The sequence below is a fragment of the Pseudoalteromonas sp. Isolate3 genome (assembly GCF_022398505.1).
GTDB lineage: Bacteria > Pseudomonadota > Gammaproteobacteria > Enterobacterales > Alteromonadaceae > Pseudoalteromonas > Pseudoalteromonas apostichopi.
Window position 1 is genome coordinate 12925 of record NZ_JAKEVN010000009.1, and the last position, 17762, is coordinate 30686.

General features: G+C 43.1%; 13 protein-coding genes and 1 pseudogene. 4 read left to right on the plus strand and 10 right to left on the minus strand.

From position 1 onward, the window contains the following. Window positions 1-6: 6 nt before the first annotated feature. From L1D46_RS03535 to L1D46_RS03545, 3 genes and pseudogenes are all read left to right on the plus strand, one after another. A complete protein-coding gene (locus L1D46_RS03535) occupies window positions 7-441 on the plus strand; it encodes a DUF4019 domain-containing protein (RefSeq protein ID WP_239976792.1) in 435 nt (144 codons plus the stop codon). Window positions 442-615: 174 nt separating this feature from the next. Then, window positions 616-1011, plus strand: a complete 396-nt coding sequence (locus L1D46_RS03540; RefSeq protein WP_239976794.1) for a DUF4019 domain-containing protein — start codon at window positions 616-618, stop codon at window positions 1009-1011. 87 nt (window positions 1012-1098) lie between these two features. Next, window positions 1099-1436 (plus strand): annotated as a pseudogene (locus L1D46_RS03545) (integrase core domain-containing protein); the annotation flags it as partial. A 787-nt stretch (window positions 1437-2223) separates the two neighbouring features. Here L1D46_RS03545 and L1D46_RS03550 read toward each other — a convergent pair. The 7 genes from L1D46_RS03550 to L1D46_RS03580 form a co-directional block, all read right to left on the minus strand. Continuing rightward, on the minus strand, window positions 2224-3174 hold the full coding sequence (locus L1D46_RS03550) for a glycoside hydrolase family 43 protein (RefSeq protein ID WP_239976795.1): 951 nt from the start codon (window positions 3172-3174) through the stop codon (window positions 2224-2226). Window positions 3175-3255: 81 nt separating this feature from the next. Next, window positions 3256-5202 (minus strand): family 43 glycosylhydrolase, encoded by a 1947-nt coding sequence (locus L1D46_RS03555; RefSeq protein ID WP_239976796.1) that lies wholly within the window; start codon window positions 5200-5202, stop codon window positions 3256-3258. Between the two features lie 12 nt (window positions 5203-5214). Next, window positions 5215-6282: an aldose epimerase family protein gene (locus L1D46_RS03560; RefSeq protein WP_239976797.1), complete on the minus strand. Its 1068-nt coding sequence runs from the start codon at window positions 6280-6282 to the stop codon at window positions 5215-5217. 215 nt (window positions 6283-6497) lie between these two features. Beyond that, window positions 6498-7082: a beta-phosphoglucomutase family hydrolase gene (locus tag L1D46_RS03565; protein ID WP_239976798.1), complete on the minus strand. Its 585-nt coding sequence runs from the start codon at window positions 7080-7082 to the stop codon at window positions 6498-6500. Between the two features lie 136 nt (window positions 7083-7218). Further along, window positions 7219-8718: an L-arabinose isomerase gene (gene araA / locus L1D46_RS03570; protein WP_239976799.1), complete on the minus strand. Its 1500-nt coding sequence runs from the start codon at window positions 8716-8718 to the stop codon at window positions 7219-7221. Window positions 8719-8741: 23 nt separating this feature from the next. Further along, complete coding sequence (locus L1D46_RS03575; protein WP_054552270.1) at window positions 8742-9437, minus strand: L-ribulose-5-phosphate 4-epimerase; 696 nt, start codon at window positions 9435-9437, stop codon at window positions 8742-8744. Then, the gene (locus L1D46_RS03580; RefSeq protein ID WP_239976800.1) at window positions 9434-11086 is read right to left on the minus strand and encodes a ribulokinase; all 1653 of its coding nucleotides are present in this window, start codon (window positions 11084-11086) and stop codon (window positions 9434-9436) included. Before L1D46_RS03580 ends, L1D46_RS03575 begins: the two co-directional genes overlap by 4 nt. Window positions 11087-11317: 231 nt before the next feature. Here L1D46_RS03580 and tal point away from each other — a divergent pair, with 231 nt between their 5' ends. Beyond that, window positions 11318-12271 carry a transaldolase gene (gene tal, locus L1D46_RS03585; protein ID WP_239976801.1) on the plus strand — a complete coding sequence of 318 codons (954 nt, stop codon included), beginning with the start codon at window positions 11318-11320 and terminating at the stop codon, window positions 12269-12271. A gap of 121 nt (window positions 12272-12392) precedes the next feature. On the opposite strand, the gene tkt is transcribed toward tal, so the two are convergent. The 3 genes from tkt to L1D46_RS03600 all read right to left on the minus strand — a co-directional run bounded on the left by tkt (window position 12393) and on the right by L1D46_RS03600 (window position 17731). Further along, entirely contained in the window at window positions 12393-14393 is a 2001-nt protein-coding gene (tkt, locus tag L1D46_RS03590; RefSeq protein ID WP_239976802.1) for a transketolase, read from the minus strand. A 118-nt stretch (window positions 14394-14511) separates the two neighbouring features. Beyond that, window positions 14512-15657, minus strand: coding sequence for a heparan-alpha-glucosaminide N-acetyltransferase domain-containing protein (locus L1D46_RS03595; protein ID WP_239976803.1), 1146 nt, complete (start codon window positions 15655-15657; stop codon window positions 14512-14514). Then, window positions 15647-17731 carry a TonB-dependent siderophore receptor gene (locus L1D46_RS03600; protein ID WP_239976805.1) on the minus strand — a complete coding sequence of 695 codons (2085 nt, stop codon included), beginning with the start codon at window positions 17729-17731 and terminating at the stop codon, window positions 15647-15649. Before L1D46_RS03600 ends, L1D46_RS03595 begins: the two co-directional genes overlap by 11 nt. Window positions 17732-17762 lie beyond the last annotated feature (31 nt).

A 17762-nucleotide genomic window follows, 5' to 3' on the forward strand; every position in this document is an offset into this window, starting at 1 on the left:
CGTCTTATGCGTCAAATTTTATTACTTTCTGTAAATGGATTTACGCTACAAAAACTGTTTTTACTGACATCGTTATTGGTGTGTTTTTTCACCTCAGCTGAAGAAACAAGCCCTATCTCAACAGCGAGAGCATGGTTAACCTTGGTTGATTCTGGAGAATACCACGAGAGCTGGAAACAAGCCGATCAGGTCTTTCAAAGCACCACGCCCAAAGCTCGCTGGCAAACGGCCTTAAATCAAATACGCGTTCCTTTAGGCCGAGTTATGTCTCGCACCTATTTTGGCACAGCAAAATATGACTCATTACCCGGTCTGCCAAATGGTGAGTATTTAGTGGTCAAGTTTCAAACCGAGTTTATGAATAAAGAGGCAGTAGTTGAAACGCTCAGCCTAAGCAAAGCCGCCGATGGCTGGCATCCATTAGGTTATCTGATCGATTAGTTTAGAGCAGCGCAAAGCGCCCTTGAGTTTTGTGCTGTAAGATTTATCGGCAGTCAAAATGCTTATCTGCGGGAAAATAAACCGCACAATTGATGAATAGTATTTATTGTTCGTCGCCGTAACATAAAAACACTTCAAGACGAATTCAATAAACAACAAGTAAATGGAATTGCTATGAGAAAAACGCTCTTATTGATCACTTTTTTAAGCTGCTTTTGTGTAAACGCTGAAGAACTCGAGGTTATAAATCGCGCTAAAAGCTGGCTCGTATTAATTGATAATGGTCAGTATCAGCAAAGCTGGCAGCAAACAGACTCATTGTTTAAACGAGCAATGCCGCAAAGTAACTGGAGTAACGTGTTAAAACAAGTTCGTGTCCCACTTGGCAAAGTGATTTTACGTAAGAATTTAAGCCTGATGAAGTACGATTCTTTACCCGGAACACCTGATGGCGAATACGTGATCATTCAGTTTCAAAGCCAGTTTATAAATAAAGAGCACACCATTGAAACAATTAGCCTCAGTAAAAATAGTGGCCAGTGGCAACCTATAGGTTATTTTATTAATTAGGGGTTTGCAGTGGTTTAGATGGATTATGTTGGGTTTCGCTTCGCTCAAACCAACCCGAAGAATGAGCAGAACAAGTGATGTAGTAGGCGTCAGTATCAATGCAGTACGATTCACCATTCAGATAGAGGGTTACAGTATTGTTCACGGGTATATCAAATCAAGTAAAGCTTAGTGGAAATGGCATTACTCCATCGATGACCGATGGCTATGATTGCTATCAAAATGCATTGACGGAGCGCATTAATGGCATATTGAAGCAAGAATTCTTACTCTATAAATGCCAAAATCTGAAAGAGCTACGTGAACTCGTCGAAGAATCAATATTAATATACAATGAAATGAGGCCGCATTTGAGTTTAGGAATGGAAACCCCAAACCAAGTGCATAAAAAAGACCAGGATCAAAAGCTACTGGCCTTCAATTAAAACCGTCAACGTATTTTAGGACGAGACATCCGCTAAAAAATAACGTTAATATCATCCATTCCCTCCAACAAATATTTTTAGCCCATATGTCCTGTAGAGCAAACTCTAAACATGTTTGCCTATTTAGCATCACCCATTAAAGTTTGTGCTGCAAGTTCATGTAGGCTAAGTTATGTTTTACTGCCTTTTTGTAAAAGCCCAATTGTTTTAGTGCAAATCGTTTTAGCTTGTTCATAATCATATTCAGTTAGTCGTCAATGTTGCCGACAACTGAACTTTAGAATATTCGCTCAACCATTACAAACGATATAAATCCACCCAATAAATGAAGAAAGTTAACCTATAGACTTTGAGTAGCTCCATTATCATAGACATACACCTGATAAATTAATATTGATAGAAAGGTAGTTTGTTTGAGCTTATAACGTTCAATACATAATTTAATATAGGGCAAGTTTAGAGCTAAAACTCGACTAATTAAAAACATTAATCGTTGTTAAGAAAGGCTTTTATTCAGTTTCAAGGTTTGATTTAAAACTAAAGAATGAAAATCTAACTCTTTAATTTTTGGGGCTTTGATTAGCTCTTTCTTAAAATTTAGCTTGAGGTACGCTGTTATGACTACAACAAAAAGTGAGTTTAGCCGCTTGATACATTGGTTCAATTCGTTGGAAAAATGGAGCTGTTGTATGGCGTTAACAAGGGATGCTCCTCTCTACTGAAAAGAAACTAGCCCTTGTTAATAATGAGTTCAAAGTCGAGCCGTTCTCTAACAGCTAGAAACACATTACTTTACTGCTTTTACACCTTCAGGTGTTTGTAACACCCGTTTAATTGACCCATCTTTATTGTAATAAAGGTAATCAATCGCCATAGAACGGCGGTAGCTGCTGCCTGTGTTAGGGTGCTGCATCATACCATTGTGATAAAAAAAGTAAGTACTGCCTTTGTAATCAATTATACCTTGGTGAATGGTATTGCTATTTGCCGCACCTTCAGCAATGATACCACCATAAGTCCACGGCCCTTCTATGCTTTTTGACGTTGAGTAGGCTGTTCTTTCAGGAAAGCCAGCTGCGTATGTTAAGTAGTAAGTATCACCACGCTTATGGATCCATGGTGCTTCAGTAAAGTTTTTTACTTGCTCATCCGCAATCACATGGATCTCACCATCTAGCTCTGTCATGTTTGGTTTTAACTTCGCGTAATAAGCTTTTTGATTCCCCCAAAATAACCATGCTTGACCGTCGTCATCAATGTAAGCAGCGGGATCGATATCATCCCAACTAATATCAGTCGCTTTGGTCATGTCGTTGGTGACAAGTGCAGAGCCACGTGCATCTTTAAATGGACCTGTCGGTGAATCGCTTACCGCAACACCAATCGCTTTACCGTGTATGGTTTTATGATCGCTGGTCGTATACCAATAAAATTTTCCACCTTTTTCAATAACATGCCCTGCCCATGCCGAACCTGAAGACCAGCTAAAGTCGGTCGGCTTTAATGGCGAACCATGAGCAGTCCAATTGACCATGTCAGTTGAAGAGTAAACTAACCATTCATGCATCGTATAGCCTTCATCAGGCTTAGCTTCGTCTCTACCTACATACACGTAGACTGTGTCGTTATGCACTATTGGCGCAGGGTCTGCAGTAAATGTGTCAGTGATAGCAGGATTAGCTGCTATGGTAGAGAATGCATAAACTGCCGCTACAATAAATAAGGCATTTTTTATCATGGTTTTTCCCTTTTTGTATTGTGTTGAAAAAAGCCACCGGTAAGACAGTGGCTTTGGTTGAGTCGATTTTTTACTTATAACTTAATTTGGTTCACGCAGATGGAACACTTGGCACTTGTTACCTAAATCAGGTTGTTGTGCGAAGTTAGTGTTTTCAGCTAAACCACAGTTACTTAAACCAAGCGCTTGTTTTGTGTAGCGGTTGAGTAGCATCACGCCACCACCTTCTACTGGAGCAATGCGCCACTGTGCTGTTTTCGCTGCACAAGAGGCCATTTCTACGTTGGCACCTGGTACTAAGGCGTTATCAGCTACTGCAGCGCAGAACTCGCTGTCAGCGCTTTGTTTAAGGCTCACATAACCTGTATCTGTTGGTGTGAAGAACCACTGTTGTGCATCTTTATGCGTATAGGCTTGTTGCTCAACATTGGTACCCACTTTAACCGTACCGGCCACGCTAAGTGCTTTACCGCTTTGTTGGCTTAATACTACAACACTACCCATAGGGCGTAATTGCCAGTCGCCACACGCTGTTGCGTCGCTTTGCTGTAAAACTGCTTGGTTTTGTGCAGCAGAACAGCCCGCAACCGCTAATGGCTTGCCTGTGTAACGGTTAGTAATAGATACATTACCATCTGTGCTTGGTGCTACTTTCCATTGCTGGCAGAAGTTATTGCGCCATGCTGCAGATTGCACTTTAGCGTTATCGGCATCATTACAGTTTTCAAGCTCTAAAAACTTGCTATCTTCACGGTTAGCTAAACGAACAAAACCATCTGTTGTTGCATCAATAACCCATTGACCATTGGTGCTCGCACACTGACGTTGCACAGCACGTGCATCTTGTGGATCAGCTGCAATATCTAAACATAAGCCGCTTGTTGCATTCACTAATTGGTAGCGCTGACCTTGCACTCGTGTTATCAGTGGACCGTATTCACCTGATGGCGGTGCTACTTCAACGCCTGGTGTTAATGGTTTACCAAAGCTTGGCGTGCCATCGTCATTCCAAGTAAATTTTTGTGCGCGTAATGAGCGAGTCGCACTACAACCGTGCTCTACCGAATCATTACCGTGATAAACTAACCAATCTTCTGTGCCGTCTGGCGATGTGAAAAAGCCGTTGTGGCCAGGGCCAAACACTTCTTCTGTACGCTCAAATACTGGCTTGTCGTATTTTTTCCAGCTGCTCGCTTTAAGCGGATCGTCACCAACAAGTTCAAGCATGCCTAGTTTGTAATCTGGCGTATTACAGAAGCTTGCTGAGTACGTCATAAACGTACGGCCATTGTGCTGTAAAATTTCAGCGCCTTCAGTTACTTTACGACCACTGATTTCCCAATCTAGCTCAGGACGCGTGATCACCGTATGCGGTGAATTCTCTTTCAGTGTCCATGGGTTTTCCATTTCAGCAATAATGTTTAATTGCTGATCGCCTTGCCATTGTGAGTAGATCACATATAGCTTGTCTTTATACGTTAGGTAGTTACCGTCGATGTTCCATACGTTAGGCATTAATGCGCCCTTGTATTCGTATGGGCCCATAGGATCATCACCAGCACTTTCTAATACATTTAAGTGTTGGTTATCTAAAGTGCCATCAGTACCAGCTGTGTACATCATGTACCAACGGTAGCCGTTTGGTCCTTTTAGGCGGTGGAACTCAAACGCCCAAAAGTTACAACAGCGCTCAGGGTTTGAATCAGACCAAACATTGACAGGGGTTGCATCAGCAAGGCCAGCTAGTGTTGGTGATTTACGCATCACTAACTCAGATGTCCATGTTGTTGTGGTCAGGTAATAGTTACCATCCCAGTACTCAAGCCATGGATCGGCGCCATTTGGAAAAAGTGGATTGGTAAAAATACCATTATCTTGGATTGGTGCTTTTGCTGCGGCTGCGACATCTGCTTTGGCTGTGTTGTCTTCAGCCGTAGTCTGACAGCCCGTCAGAGCACCAAACGACAAGGCAAATAGGCTAGCTAAACCAGCCTTTTGCATTGCGCTTTTAAGCTTTGTTGTTTTCACGATTGTGTTCCTTTATTTTGTACCAAATTCGTACACGATGCGTGTTGAATACACGTCACCCGGTAATAATGTTGTGCTTGGGAACGTTGGCTGATTTGGTGCATCAGGGAAATGCTGTGGCTCTAAACAAAAACCACTTCTGAAATTATGCACTAAGCCAGACGCTTGCACAGTACTACCGTCTAAGAAGTTACCTGAATAAAACTGTACTGCAGGCTCTTCTGTGTAAACTGTTAACGTACGGCCAGAGTTTGCTTCGTAAACCGTAGCAGCTTCAATAAGCTCATTGCTTGGCGTGTCTTTAAGCACAAAGTTATGGTCATAACCTTTACCAAGTTTCAGTTGTTCGTTGCTTGCTTTGATATCTTGACCGATTGCTTTAGCTGTACGGAAGTCAAACGGTGTGCCAGCCACATCCATCACCTCACCAGTTGGGATCAAGCCGCCATCCACAGGCGTAATTGCTTTTGCGTTAATTTGCATTTGGTGATCAAGAATGTCGCCTTTACCCGCTAGGTTGAAGTAGCTGTGCTGTGTCATATTGATGATAGTAGGCTTGCTTGTTGTAGCAATAAACTGCATATCTAGCGTGTTGTTGTTCGTTAGCGTGTAAGTCACTTCTGTCGTCACTTCACCCGGGTAGCCTTGGTCACCATCAGGGCTCACTAAGCTTAAGGTAACACCTGCGCTGTTTTGCCTCGTGAACGGTGTCATGTTCCACACTTTTTTATCGAAACCTTGCACACCACCGTGTAAATGGTTGTCACCATCGTTGGTTGCTAATTGGTATTCAGTGCCATTTAACGTGAATTTACCGTTTGCGATACGGTTACCAAAACGACCGATGATTGCACCGTAGTAAGTTGTCGCTTTTGTGTACGCTTCTAGGTTATCTAAACCGAGAACAATATTACCCATTTCACCTTTTGCATCAGGTGTTTCAATACGCGTGATAATGCCGCCGTAGTTGATTACATCAACACTAATACCATTGCTGTTAGTCAGCGTTACTTGATTAACTGGCGTTTGATCAGCGAGTACGCCATAGGCCGTCATTGATGCTGAAGGGGAAGTAGTCATATTGTCTCCTTGATGAGCACAAGCTGGTGTAAGGGCAATCCCACATGTCACCAACAATGCATAAAGCCCGCGCGACTTTTTCGTGTTCGAACTGGCTGTTTGATGAGTTGTTTTTAAACCTTGGAAAACACATTGCAATGACATATGAATAACCTTTTTGTAATTGTATTTATAGTTTTATAATACAAATAAGGGTGCCATTGCAAATTTAATCGCTAAAGTTGGATTTTTCCGTCTTTCACCATGATGCAATCCATTCCCGCACTTTTGGCAGCTTGATAGCCAATTTGCGTGTCTTCAAACACCACACACAGGCTTGGCTCAACACCTAATTGCTCTGCCACTTTTAAGAATGTTTCAGGGTTTGGCTTGCCTTTACTTACATCACTGGCAGTCACTAACGCTCCAATTTTATCTATTAAATTTGTATCAGTTAAATGATCAATTGCATGTTCGCGGTCAGCACCTGTGCCCACACCCATCGGTAATACACCATGGTACTTTTCAAGTACTGCGACGGTTTCGTCAATCACTAGCGGTTGGTGCTGTAAATCAACCCAAAATTGGTGTTTATCTTTTGCCACAACTAGAGGGTCATGATCTAAGCCAAATTTTTCATTAAGCATTTCAATTGTTTTAACGGTCGGAATGCCACCTAAGCTGTACATGTAGTCGTAATCGAATGGATAGCCATAGGCTTCGCAAGCTTTCTGCCATGCCTGTAAGTGACTGCCCATTGAGTCAATTAAGGTGCCATCCATATCAAAAATAATGCCTTGGTAGGCGCTTAAATCGATCATATCTACTCCTAAAAAGTTTCGCTTCACAATAGCATAAGCCAGCGAAGAGCGTGGCTCATCACTGGCTTAATCGACAACAAAATTTGGGGTGAACGTGCTCACACACAGCACGCTCTAGTACATAAAGTACTAATTCTTACAGGCCACGTTTTAGCATGTAGTAAGCTGCGTTATGACGAAGCTCTGTTTTGAAACCACGGATCGTCGTATCGTTATCGATGATCATCGTTTCAACGCCAGCCATTTCAGCAAAATCGACAATCATATCGGTTGTTACTGCTTGGCTGTATGCAGTGTGGTGTGCACCACCGGCGTGGATCCATGCAGCTGATGCTACAGATAGATTTGGTTTTGGTTCCCAAAGCGCTGAAGCAACCGGTAAGTGAGGTAAATCAGCTGGCGGAGCCACTGTATCTACTTCGTTAATTAGAATACGGAAACGGTTACCCATATCAATTGGTGATACGTTGATTGCAGCACCCGGTTTTGCAGTAAACAATAAACGACCTACATCACATTTCACACCGATCGTGTGTTGGTGAACTTCAAGACGTGGTTTTTGCGCTGCAATTGAAGGACACACTTCTAACATGTGCGCGCCAAGCACTTGGTCAGTCTCACCCATGTTGTAAGTGTAATCTTCCATGAATGAACAACCGCCATCACGGCCTTCACCCATTACTTTCATGATGCGAACCATAGCAGCTGTTTTCCAGTCACCCTCACCACCGTAACCATAGCCTTTCGACATTAGGCGCTGTGTAGCAAGACCCGGAAGACCAGAAAGACCTGATAAGTCTTCAAAACAGTTTGTGAATGCTTTAAAGCCGCCTTTCTCTAAGAAGCGCTCCATACCAAGCTCTAAACGTGCTTCGTTGCGTAGCATTTTCACTGCGTAATCGTCTTGTAGCGTTTCGTCAGCAATTACGTAGTCTTGCTTATAAAGCTCTAACTGCGCATCAACTTCTTCTTCAGTGATGGTATCAACCACTTTTACAAGCTCAGCGACACCAAACGCGTGTACTTCATAACCAAATGTAATTTGTGCTGAAACTTTGTTACCTTCAGTCACCGCAACTTGACGCATGTTGTCGCCAAAACGCGCAACTTTAAGTGTTTGGCTTTCTGCCCAACCTTTTGCCGCACGACACCAGTCATCTAACTGCTGTTGTACATCAGCACGTTGCCAGTGACCCGCAACAACTTTACGCTCTTTACGCATGACAGTACCGATGAAACCGAACTCACGGTCACCGTGTGCACTTTGGTGCGTATTCATGTAATTCATGTTGATGTCAGACCAAGGAAGGGCTGCATTGAACTGAGTATGAAGGTGTAACCAAGGCTTACGTAATTCGCTTAGGCCAGCAATCCACATTTTCGCAGGCGAGAAAGTGTGCATCCATAATACTAAACCAACACAGTTAGGATCCGTATTTGCCGCCTGGCAAACAGCATGAATTTCTTCAGGTGACTTAACTGTAGGCTTACATACCAAGTTTACCGGTAGATTCGCTTCGCTGTTTAAGCCCGCTACAATTGCGTCGCTGTCTTTGGCAACCGTTTCTAACACCTTAGGACCATAAAGATGTTGTGAGCCGGTAACAAACCAGACTTCTTTCGTCATCGTCGTCATGTTAATAATCCTCTAAATTCTTGCTATTTGCTCTGACCGTAATACGCGTTTTTACCGTGCTTACGTAGATAATGTTTATCCATCACTGCTTTTTTAAGTTCAGCTGCGTGTGGATCTAAAGTGCGTGTTAAATACGCCATGCGTGCAATCTCTTCGAGTAGCGCGGCATGGTATACAGACTGAGCGGCATCTTTACCCCACGTAAAAGGCGCATGACCCGCAACAATCACCATAGGTGCAGCTTTCGGATCGCGGTCTTGATACGCATCAGTAATTTGAATACCGGTTTCTAATTCATAATCGCCATTCACTTGCTCATCGGTTAGCTCACGAGTACAGGTGATGTCACCGTGTACATAGTCAGCGTGAGTTGTGCCAAGGCAAGGAATGCTTTGTTTTGCTTGCGCCCATGCAGTTGCATAGGTCGAATGGGTGTGTGTTACACCGCCAATTGCATCGAAGTGACGATATAAATGAACATGTGTTTTTGTGTCAGAAGACGGACGCATAGACCCTTCAACAATGTTGTTTTCAAGGTCGACGATCACCATGTCGTCGGCCTTCATTTGGTCGTACGATACACCACTTGGTTTAATCGCAATCACGCCTTTGTCTCGGTCGATTTGCGATACGTTACCAAAGGTATAAATTACTAAGCCACGACGTTGCAGCTCCATGTTCGCTTCATAGACTTCACGTTTTAGTTCAGTAAAACTCATGCCTTGTCTCCGTTTACATAGCTTGCAAGTGCTTGGTAGTTAGCATAAAGCTCGTCATACACAGCAACGCGCTCAGGGTTTGGTAAGTACTGATGACATACTGACGACGCCATCACTTTTTGAGCATCTGCCACTGTTGCGTGCTCACCCGCAGCAACCGCAGCCATAATTGCCGCACCTAATGCACAACTTTGCTCACTTTCTAAAACGTCGATTGGGCAGTTCCAAACATCAGCACAGGTTTGCATTACGTAGTCTGATTTTTTAGAAATACCGCCGATAACAACTACTGACTCGATTGGCACGCCCTCGCTACGAAAGCGCTCAGTGATAGCACGTGCGCCAAAGGCTGTTGCTTCAACAAGCGCTTTGAAGAATTTAGGTGCATCAGTGCCCATTTTTAAGCCTGTTAATGCCATGGCAACGCTTTGGTCAGCATCTGGCGTACGACGACCATTTACCCAATCAAGCGCAGTTACGTCGCTGCTTGATACAGGCAGTGCTGCCGCCGCTTTTGATAAATCAACTAAGATTGAGTCTTCTAGCTTGTTAACTAACGCTTGCTCAGCGTCAGATAGATTTGTAAGTTGGCGGGTTGGCCAAAGTACTAAGTTCTTGAACCATGCGTATAAATCACCAAATGCAGATTGACCAGCTTCTAAGCCAATTAACCCTGGGATCACCGAGCCATCAACTTGACCACAAATACCCTTAACGCAAGTATCACCTAGCTGCTCTTGAGACGTTACTGTGATGTCACACGTTGAGGTACCCATTACTTTGGTTAGCACACCAGGGCGAACATTGGCTGCTACTGCCCCCATGTGACAATCAAATGCACCGTAACCAACAACGATACCTTGTGGTAAACCAAGCTTCTCGGCCCACTCAGCAGTTAAGTTGCCAGCAACTTGGTCGCTTGGCTCTGTAGTTGTATTTAACGTATCAACAACACCATCTAATAGTGGATCGATATTGCTGAAGAAACTGTTTGGTGGGAAACCGCCCCATTGCTCGTTCCACATTTGTTTGTGGCCAGTTGCACAACGACCTAACTTTAATGCTTCAGGGTGTGTTGTACCGCACATTAGCGCGGTCATCCAATCGCAGTGCTCAACCCATGAATAAGTGGCTGCTTTAACACTGCTATCAACGCGGAAAATATGTAATGCTTTGGCCCAGTACCACTCAGAAGAGTAGATACCGCCCATGTGTGAAAGGTAGTTCACATCGTTGTTAGTTGCAGCTGCAGTGATTTCATTTGCTTCTTTAATAGACGTATGGTCTTTCCACAAAATGAACATTGCATTTGGGTTTTCTGCAAATTCTTCAGTTAATGCCAGTGGTGTACCTTGGCTATTAATTGCTACAGGTGTTGAGCCAGTCGTATCAAAGCTCATACCCACTACTTTGTCTGCAGTACCTGCTGGAACTTGTGACCAAAGACCATTTACTACTTCTACAAGGCTATCGATATAGTCTTGTGGATGCTGACGAAACTGATCTTTACTTGGGTCACAATATAAACCTTGTGCCCAGCGCGGGTAGTTTACTAAATGGCTGGCAAGTTCTTCACCAGTCGCAACATCAACGAGTAATGCTCTTACCGAGTCCGACCCGTAGTCTAATCCCAACGTATAACGAGACATAATTACCTTTCACTAATTGCTTACTAACATTGTTAGTCATTATCTTTATTTGTATGATAATATCAACAATACCAGATTGTAAAGGTATTATAAAAATATTATTAACAGGATTATTTGCTGCTGACGGGCGATTTTTTGCGCAGTTTCTCTGGAAGATTAGCTTGTTTTTTCAGCACAAATAATAGGTTAAAGCCACTACATTAACTTTTGTATGATAAGAATGGGATAACTATGTCTAGTCAATTAGAACAACTTAAAGCAGTGACAACCGTTGTTGCTGACACGGGTGATTTTGAAGCAATCAACGAATATAAACCGCAAGATGCAACAACAAACCCATCACTCATCTTAAACGCGATTCAAATTGAGAAATATCGCCCACTCGCTGCAGAAGCCGTATCATGGGCAAAAGCACAAAGCAGTGACGCAGCTGAAGTTGTAACAAAAGCAGCTGACAAACTAGCGGTATTAATTGGCTCTAAATTAATGGAGCAAGTGCCAGGTTTAGTTTCAACAGAAGTTGATGCGCGTTTATCATTTGATACTCAGGCAACCATTGATAAAGCACTTGAGCTTGTTGCTCTATATAAAGAGCAAGGCATCGACACATCGCGCGTGTTAATTAAAATTGCTTCAACATGGGAAGGTATTCAAGCGGCTAAAGTACTTGAAGCAAAAGGTATTCGTTGTAACCTAACGCTGGTATTTGCATTTGCTCAAGCACGTGCTTGTGCCGAGGTGGACGCTTACCTAATTTCACCATTCGTTGGCCGTATTCTTGATTGGTACAAAGCACAAGATGCAAGCGCTGATTTCGACGGTGCTAACGATCCGGGCGTTAAGTCAGTCACGCATATCTACAACTACTTCAAAAAGCACGGCTATGACACGATTGTAATGGGCGCGAGTTTCCGTAACATCGGTGAAATCCAACAATTAGCAGGTTGTGACCGTTTAACTATCAGCCCTAAGCTACTTGCTGAACTAGCTGCAACTGACGCACCATTAACTCAAAAACTATTACCAGCAACAGAAAAAGCAGAAGCGCCAGCAGCAATGACTGAGCAGGCTTTCCGCTGGGAAATGAATGAAGATGCCATGGCAACTGAAAAACTAAGCCAAGGTATTCGTCAGTTCGCAATTGACCAAGAGAAACTAGAGTCAATCTTAAGCGAATTAGTTTAAACAGACGATTTGAATAGAAAAAAGCCCGCAAACCTAGGTTTGCGGGCTTTTTTATTACCTGCACATCATTACAAATGCAGGCTTATCGTGTTGCGATTACGATAATTTTTCGCAAGCCCCATTATTCAGCAAGTAATGCGTTTGCTTTTGCAACTAGGTTTGCCACTGTGAAACCAAAGTGCTCAAGCAATACTGCGCCAGGCGCTGACTCACCAAATGTATCCATGCCTAGTACATCACCATCTTGGCCAACATACTTAAACCAGAAGTCACGGTGCGCAGCTTCAACAGCAATCTTTGGTGTACCAGTTGGTAGCACGCTTTGACGGTATGCTTTGTCTTGGCTGTCAAACTGATTCGTTGATGGCATAGATACAACGCGAACTTGCTTGCCTTGTGCTGTTAATTCAGCAGCGGCATTCACAGCAAGTTCAACCTCAGAACCCGTTGCAATAAGAATAAGCTCTGCAGCTTGTTCGCTATCAACAAGTACATAACCCCCTTTTGCAATGTCAGCAACTTGCTGTGCATCACGAGCCATTGCTTTTGTACCCTGACGGCTGAAGATCAGTGAACTTGGGCCGGTTTCTTTTAATAACGCTTGGCGCCAAGCTACCGCTGTTTCAGTTTCATCACATGGACGCCATGCAGTCATATTTGGTGTCATGCGAAGGTTAGCGATTTGCTCGATTGGTTGGTGAGTTGGACCATCTTCACCTTGACCAATTGAGTCATGGGTATACACAAAAATGCTCTGTGCTTTCATTAATGCTGCCATGCGTACTGCATTACGTGCGTATTCCATAAACATTAAGAAGGTTGCGCCAAATGGGATAAAGCCACCATGTAATGCAATACCATTCATGATTGCGCTCATACCAAACTCACGTACGCCATAGAATACGTAGTTACCATCAGCTGCATCTTGTAAGCCTTTTGCTTCTGGCCATAAGGTCAAGTTAGAACCTGCAAGGTCAGCAGAGCCACCCATTAGTTCAGGAAGCTGGTTAGCAAAGAAAGTGATCGCATTTTGTGATGCTTTACGTGTCGCAATGTTTTGCATGTCAGCTTGGCATTTAGCAATGTACTCATCAGCTAATTCAGCAAAGTTAGCTGGTAATGCTTTTTCCAAGACACGACGAGTATATTCTTTTGCAAGTTCAGGATGTGCTTTGCTATAAGCTGCAAACTTTTGCTGCCATGCACCTTCAAGCTCTTGTCCTTTCGCTTGATTATTCCACTCGTTATAAACCTCTTGTGGAACTTCAAATGCTGGGTGTGGCCAGTTTAGCTGTTCACGTACTGCGGCAATTTCGTCGTGACCAAGTGGTGCGCCGTGACAGTCGTGGCTACCTGATTTATTTGGCGAGCCAAAACCAATCACTGTTTTACAACAGATTAGTGTTGGTTGCGTGGTGTTGCTTTGTGCCGCTTCGATTGCATCAGCAATCGCATGCATATCGTGGCCATCAACATCACGAATAACTTGCCAACCGTAAGATCCAAAACGTGCAGGTGTATCGTCGGTGAACCAACCTTCTACTTCACCATCGATAGAGATGCCATTGTCATCCCAGAATGCGATTAGCTTGCCTAGACCTAAAGTACCTGCCAGCGAACATACTTCGTGCGAGATACCTTCCATTAAACAACCATCACCCATAAAGCAGTAAGTGAAGTGATCAACAATATCAAACTGTGGCTTATTAAATTGCGCTGCTAAGGTTTTTTCAGCGATGGCCATACCAACCGCGTTAGCAATACCTGAACCTAATGGACCTGTAGTTGTTTCAACACCCGGAGTGTAACCATATTCTGGGTGACCCGGTGTTTTAGAATGAAGCTGACGGAATTGCTTAATATCTTCGATGCTTACGTCGTAACCGCTTAGGTGTAACAATGCATATTGAAGCATTGAACCATGGCCATTTGATAACACAAAGCGGTCACGGTTAGACCAGTCTGGATTTAGTGGATTATGACGGTGAAAGTTTTGCCACAATACAGCTGCAATATCAGCCATACCCATAGGCGCACCTGGGTGGCCAGAGTTAGCTTGTTGAACGGCATCGACAGCAAGTATGCGAATAGCATTTGCAGATTGAGAACTAGGCAGAGTCATCTAATTAGCTTCCTGTTAATATTATAATATAATTAATATCGCAAAAACTCACCCAAATAGCAACTTAATAAACCGCCAGCCCCCGTACTAGGAGAGCTAGCTGTCTATTTATTGTTAGTTATAAATACTTCAACCAAGGCTTATTAGCCTTACGTTTATATTCACTAAACTTCTTGGTTGGCCAATAAAGCCCTATTGCCAACAGTAAAGTAATAAACCAAATACCGGATATATCACTTACTCCCAAATACTGTCCTTGATTTGCACCCCATATCAACATACCAATTTGATACATAATTAAAAGCACATAGAGGTGTAAAATATAAAAGAACATAGGCACAGATCCATATACACGTAGTGCATTGGTAAAGCGATTAAGCGGCCTTTCAAAGAACCATAAACCAACAAACATGCCTGCTAAAGTGATAAGCAAGAAGCTTAGTGATGGAGGGTACTTAGTCACGTTAAACACCGACATCATAGTTTCTGTTGTGGTGCTAAATATTTGCCAAGGCAGGGTTTCACCATAAATATTAAAACCACGCAGCACAGCAAATAATCCCACACATAACAGCGCTAACAGCAGCAATGCTCGTTTACGCGAATCCGCCGTTTGAGTGTGCGCATATAAAGGACCTGCACAGTAACCCAATAAAATAACGCCAATCCAAGGCAGCACTGGGTAGCTAATTTTTACGTCGATTAAACCACCTTGAGATAGATAGCCTCGGTCATGCAAAATCGTCCATAGCGAATATCCAAACTCATCAGGGGTAAAGCTGATTGGGGTCAGTAAGTTATGACCAAATACAATAACTAAGCCAAGTACCAGCAATAGATTACGTGGCAGCTTAATCAATAATGCTAACACCAGCATACAAAGGCCAATCGCCCACATCACTTGTAGCCAAATGGTGTGGTAGTAACCCATCCACGAAAAACAAATGAGGGTTACTTCTAGCGCGATTAAAAATAGCCCTCGCTTTATTAAAAAACTTCGTGCAGAGCGCGCTACACCACTTGCTGGGTGACTATAAAGCCACGCCGATAAACCGGTTAAAAAGATAAAGGTCGGCGCACAAAAGTGTGCAGCAAAGCGGCTCCAAAAAAGCCCCGGCGAAGTGGTATCAACCACCATGGGATCGGCCACCTGCATGTGCAAGAAAAATCGCTCTCGCACATGATCAAGTAGCATCAGCAGAATAACGACACCACGCATGATGTCGATACTGTGAATACGGCTTTTAACTTGCTCAGAAGTCATAACTTACGCCAAGTTTAAATTGCGTAGGCGCACCAGGGTAGGCCCATAATGCATTGTAAGAGCTGGCGATATACTGCTCATCAAACACGTTATCAACATTCAGTGACACCGTTGTACGTTCAGTCGCTCGCCATTTAGCAAATAAACCAACGGTTTTATAGCTAGGTAATCGGAAGGTTAAATCAGCTGGGTCGCCCAAACGGTCAGACACATATTGATAATGACCACCTATCTTTATTTCTTGTGCGAATAGATTTAGGTCATGGTTTAAGCCAATCGAAAGGTTATTCTTTGGTACGTTCACAAGTGGACTGCCCTTAGGAATTGGCACTAACCAATCAACATTTAGACTGTCTGTTGCAGTCTCGGCATCCACATAGGCATAAGATAGGGTGTACTCGGTATTGTCACCTAATGAACCTGTTAAATCTAACTCAAAACCTGTGCTATTTGCTTTACCTACAGGTGTTGAATAACCCACATTTACTGGATCTGCCACCAGCATGTTGCTCTTGCTCGCATCAAAATAAGCAAGCGTGCCGCTGATATTGGCGTAGCTAAATTTAACACCCACTTCAAACGAGTCACTTTCTTCAAAACCGAATGGATTACCTTCAGCATCAGTGCCGCTCAGTGGTAAAAAGCCTTCTGAATAGCTTGAGTAAAGGTTAATGTCGTCATTAAGTGCGTAAACCACACCAAAACGTGGACTAATGCGGTTTTCTTTACTGTTAGAAGCAACACCTGACTTAGTTTCAAAGATGTCTTGCTCAATTTCATCAAAACGCAGACCTAGCATCACTTTTAGGTTATCGGTTAAATCAAGCTGGTCTTGCAAATAGATACCATAAGCATTTTGCTCTTCTTTATTCTCGTATTGCATGCCCATTTCAGGGCCTTTGCCAGTGCTGTAATCTGGCTCATAGATATCAATAGTGTAGGTACCATTACCACCACGATAGCGATATAACCCCGTGCGTAATTCATAATCATACGCATCAGCACCAACGAGTACATGGTTCGTAATACCTGCAAAATCAAAATGACCACTTAATTCAAAGCGTACAGAGGTATCTTCAGACTCATAATCACGGTAACGATGTTGACGAGTTAACGTTCTACCATCATCAAACAAAGATTGGCGAGATGGCGATAGTTCAGCATCAGATGATTCTCCTGTTAGGGTTGCTGAACGATAGTTAGCCCCTGCTAGTAATGACCACTGACTATTAAAATCATAATTATAATTAATCTGATGGCCTCTAGAGTGAACTTTAGTTGGCGCATCATTTGGGTTACCTAAAAAGCGTGACTCAGGAACGGTATCAAAATCATCATTAAGTACCACAATACCGCGATCATACATTTGCTGTTGGTCAACATATTCAAATTCATAAGTAAGCGATGACTTGTCGTTAATCTGGTAATAAAGAGAAGGCGTAATGACGAATTTGTCGTGATGTACATAGTCTCTAAAGCTATCGCTATCTTGCCATGCACCATTGATTCTAAATGCTAAATCATCGGTCAGGCCATTGGTGTAATCACCTTGAATACGCTTGTGGTCATCACTGCCAAACTCGGCTTGAAGTTGGCCTTGCTGATAAAACTGCGGTTTTTTAGTAATGATGTTAATTGTACCACCCGGCTCTGAGCGACCATAGAGTGCTGAGCCCGGTCCTTTTAACACTTCAATATATTCAATGTTTGATACATCACGCGGACCTGCAAAACCGCGACCACCACTAAAGCCGTTAACTAAATAGCCAGATGGCATATTTTCGTTACCCGACAAGCCACGAATAGAGTAGCTGTCCCATAACGCACCGCCATTATTTTTACGACTAATACTGGCAGAAAAATCGAGTGCATCGCGAAACTTAGTGATACCGTTATCAGTTATCATGTCTTTACTTAATGTGGTGATCGATTGCGGTAAATCTTTTGTTGGAATATCACCACGAAACGCTTGTTTATGCTCGATAGTGATCGTTTCCATATCGCTGTTATCAGCTGCATGTGTATTTGCTGCAAATGCCGCAGCTAAGGCTAAACTAAGAGTTGAGTACTTCATAAGGTCTAATTGTAGAAATTAAGGAAAAACA

What these genes read in the sequence shown, in the direction of transcription:
- L1D46_RS03595 (WP_239976803.1), bottom strand. Translation starts at nt 15,657, where the DNA reads ATGACTTCTGAGCAAGTTAAAAGCCGTATTCACAGTATCGACATCATG.
- L1D46_RS03535 (WP_239976792.1), top strand. Translation starts at nt 7, where the DNA reads ATGCGTCAAATTTTATTACTTTCTGTAAATGGATTTACGCTACAAAAA.
- L1D46_RS03575 (WP_054552270.1), bottom strand. Translation starts at nt 9,437, where the DNA reads ATGAGTTTTACTGAACTAAAACGTGAAGTCTATGAAGCGAACATGGAG.
- L1D46_RS03600 (WP_239976805.1), bottom strand. Translation starts at nt 17,731, where the DNA reads ATGAAGTACTCAACTCTTAGTTTAGCCTTAGCTGCGGCATTTGCAGCA.
- L1D46_RS03540 (WP_239976794.1), top strand. Translation starts at nt 616, where the DNA reads ATGAGAAAAACGCTCTTATTGATCACTTTTTTAAGCTGCTTTTGTGTA.
- araA (WP_239976799.1), bottom strand. Translation starts at nt 8,718, where the DNA reads ATGACGACGATGACGAAAGAAGTCTGGTTTGTTACCGGCTCACAACAT.
- L1D46_RS03550 (WP_239976795.1), bottom strand. Translation starts at nt 3,174, where the DNA reads ATGATAAAAAATGCCTTATTTATTGTAGCGGCAGTTTATGCATTCTCT.
- tal (WP_239976801.1), top strand. Translation starts at nt 11,318, where the DNA reads ATGTCTAGTCAATTAGAACAACTTAAAGCAGTGACAACCGTTGTTGCT.
- L1D46_RS03580 (WP_239976800.1), bottom strand. Translation starts at nt 11,086, where the DNA reads ATGTCTCGTTATACGTTGGGATTAGACTACGGGTCGGACTCGGTAAGA.
- tkt (WP_239976802.1), bottom strand. Translation starts at nt 14,393, where the DNA reads ATGACTCTGCCTAGTTCTCAATCTGCAAATGCTATTCGCATACTTGCT.
- L1D46_RS03565 (WP_239976798.1), bottom strand. Translation starts at nt 7,082, where the DNA reads ATGATCGATTTAAGCGCCTACCAAGGCATTATTTTTGATATGGATGGC.
- L1D46_RS03560 (WP_239976797.1), bottom strand. Translation starts at nt 6,282, where the DNA reads ATGACTACTTCCCCTTCAGCATCAATGACGGCCTATGGCGTACTCGCT.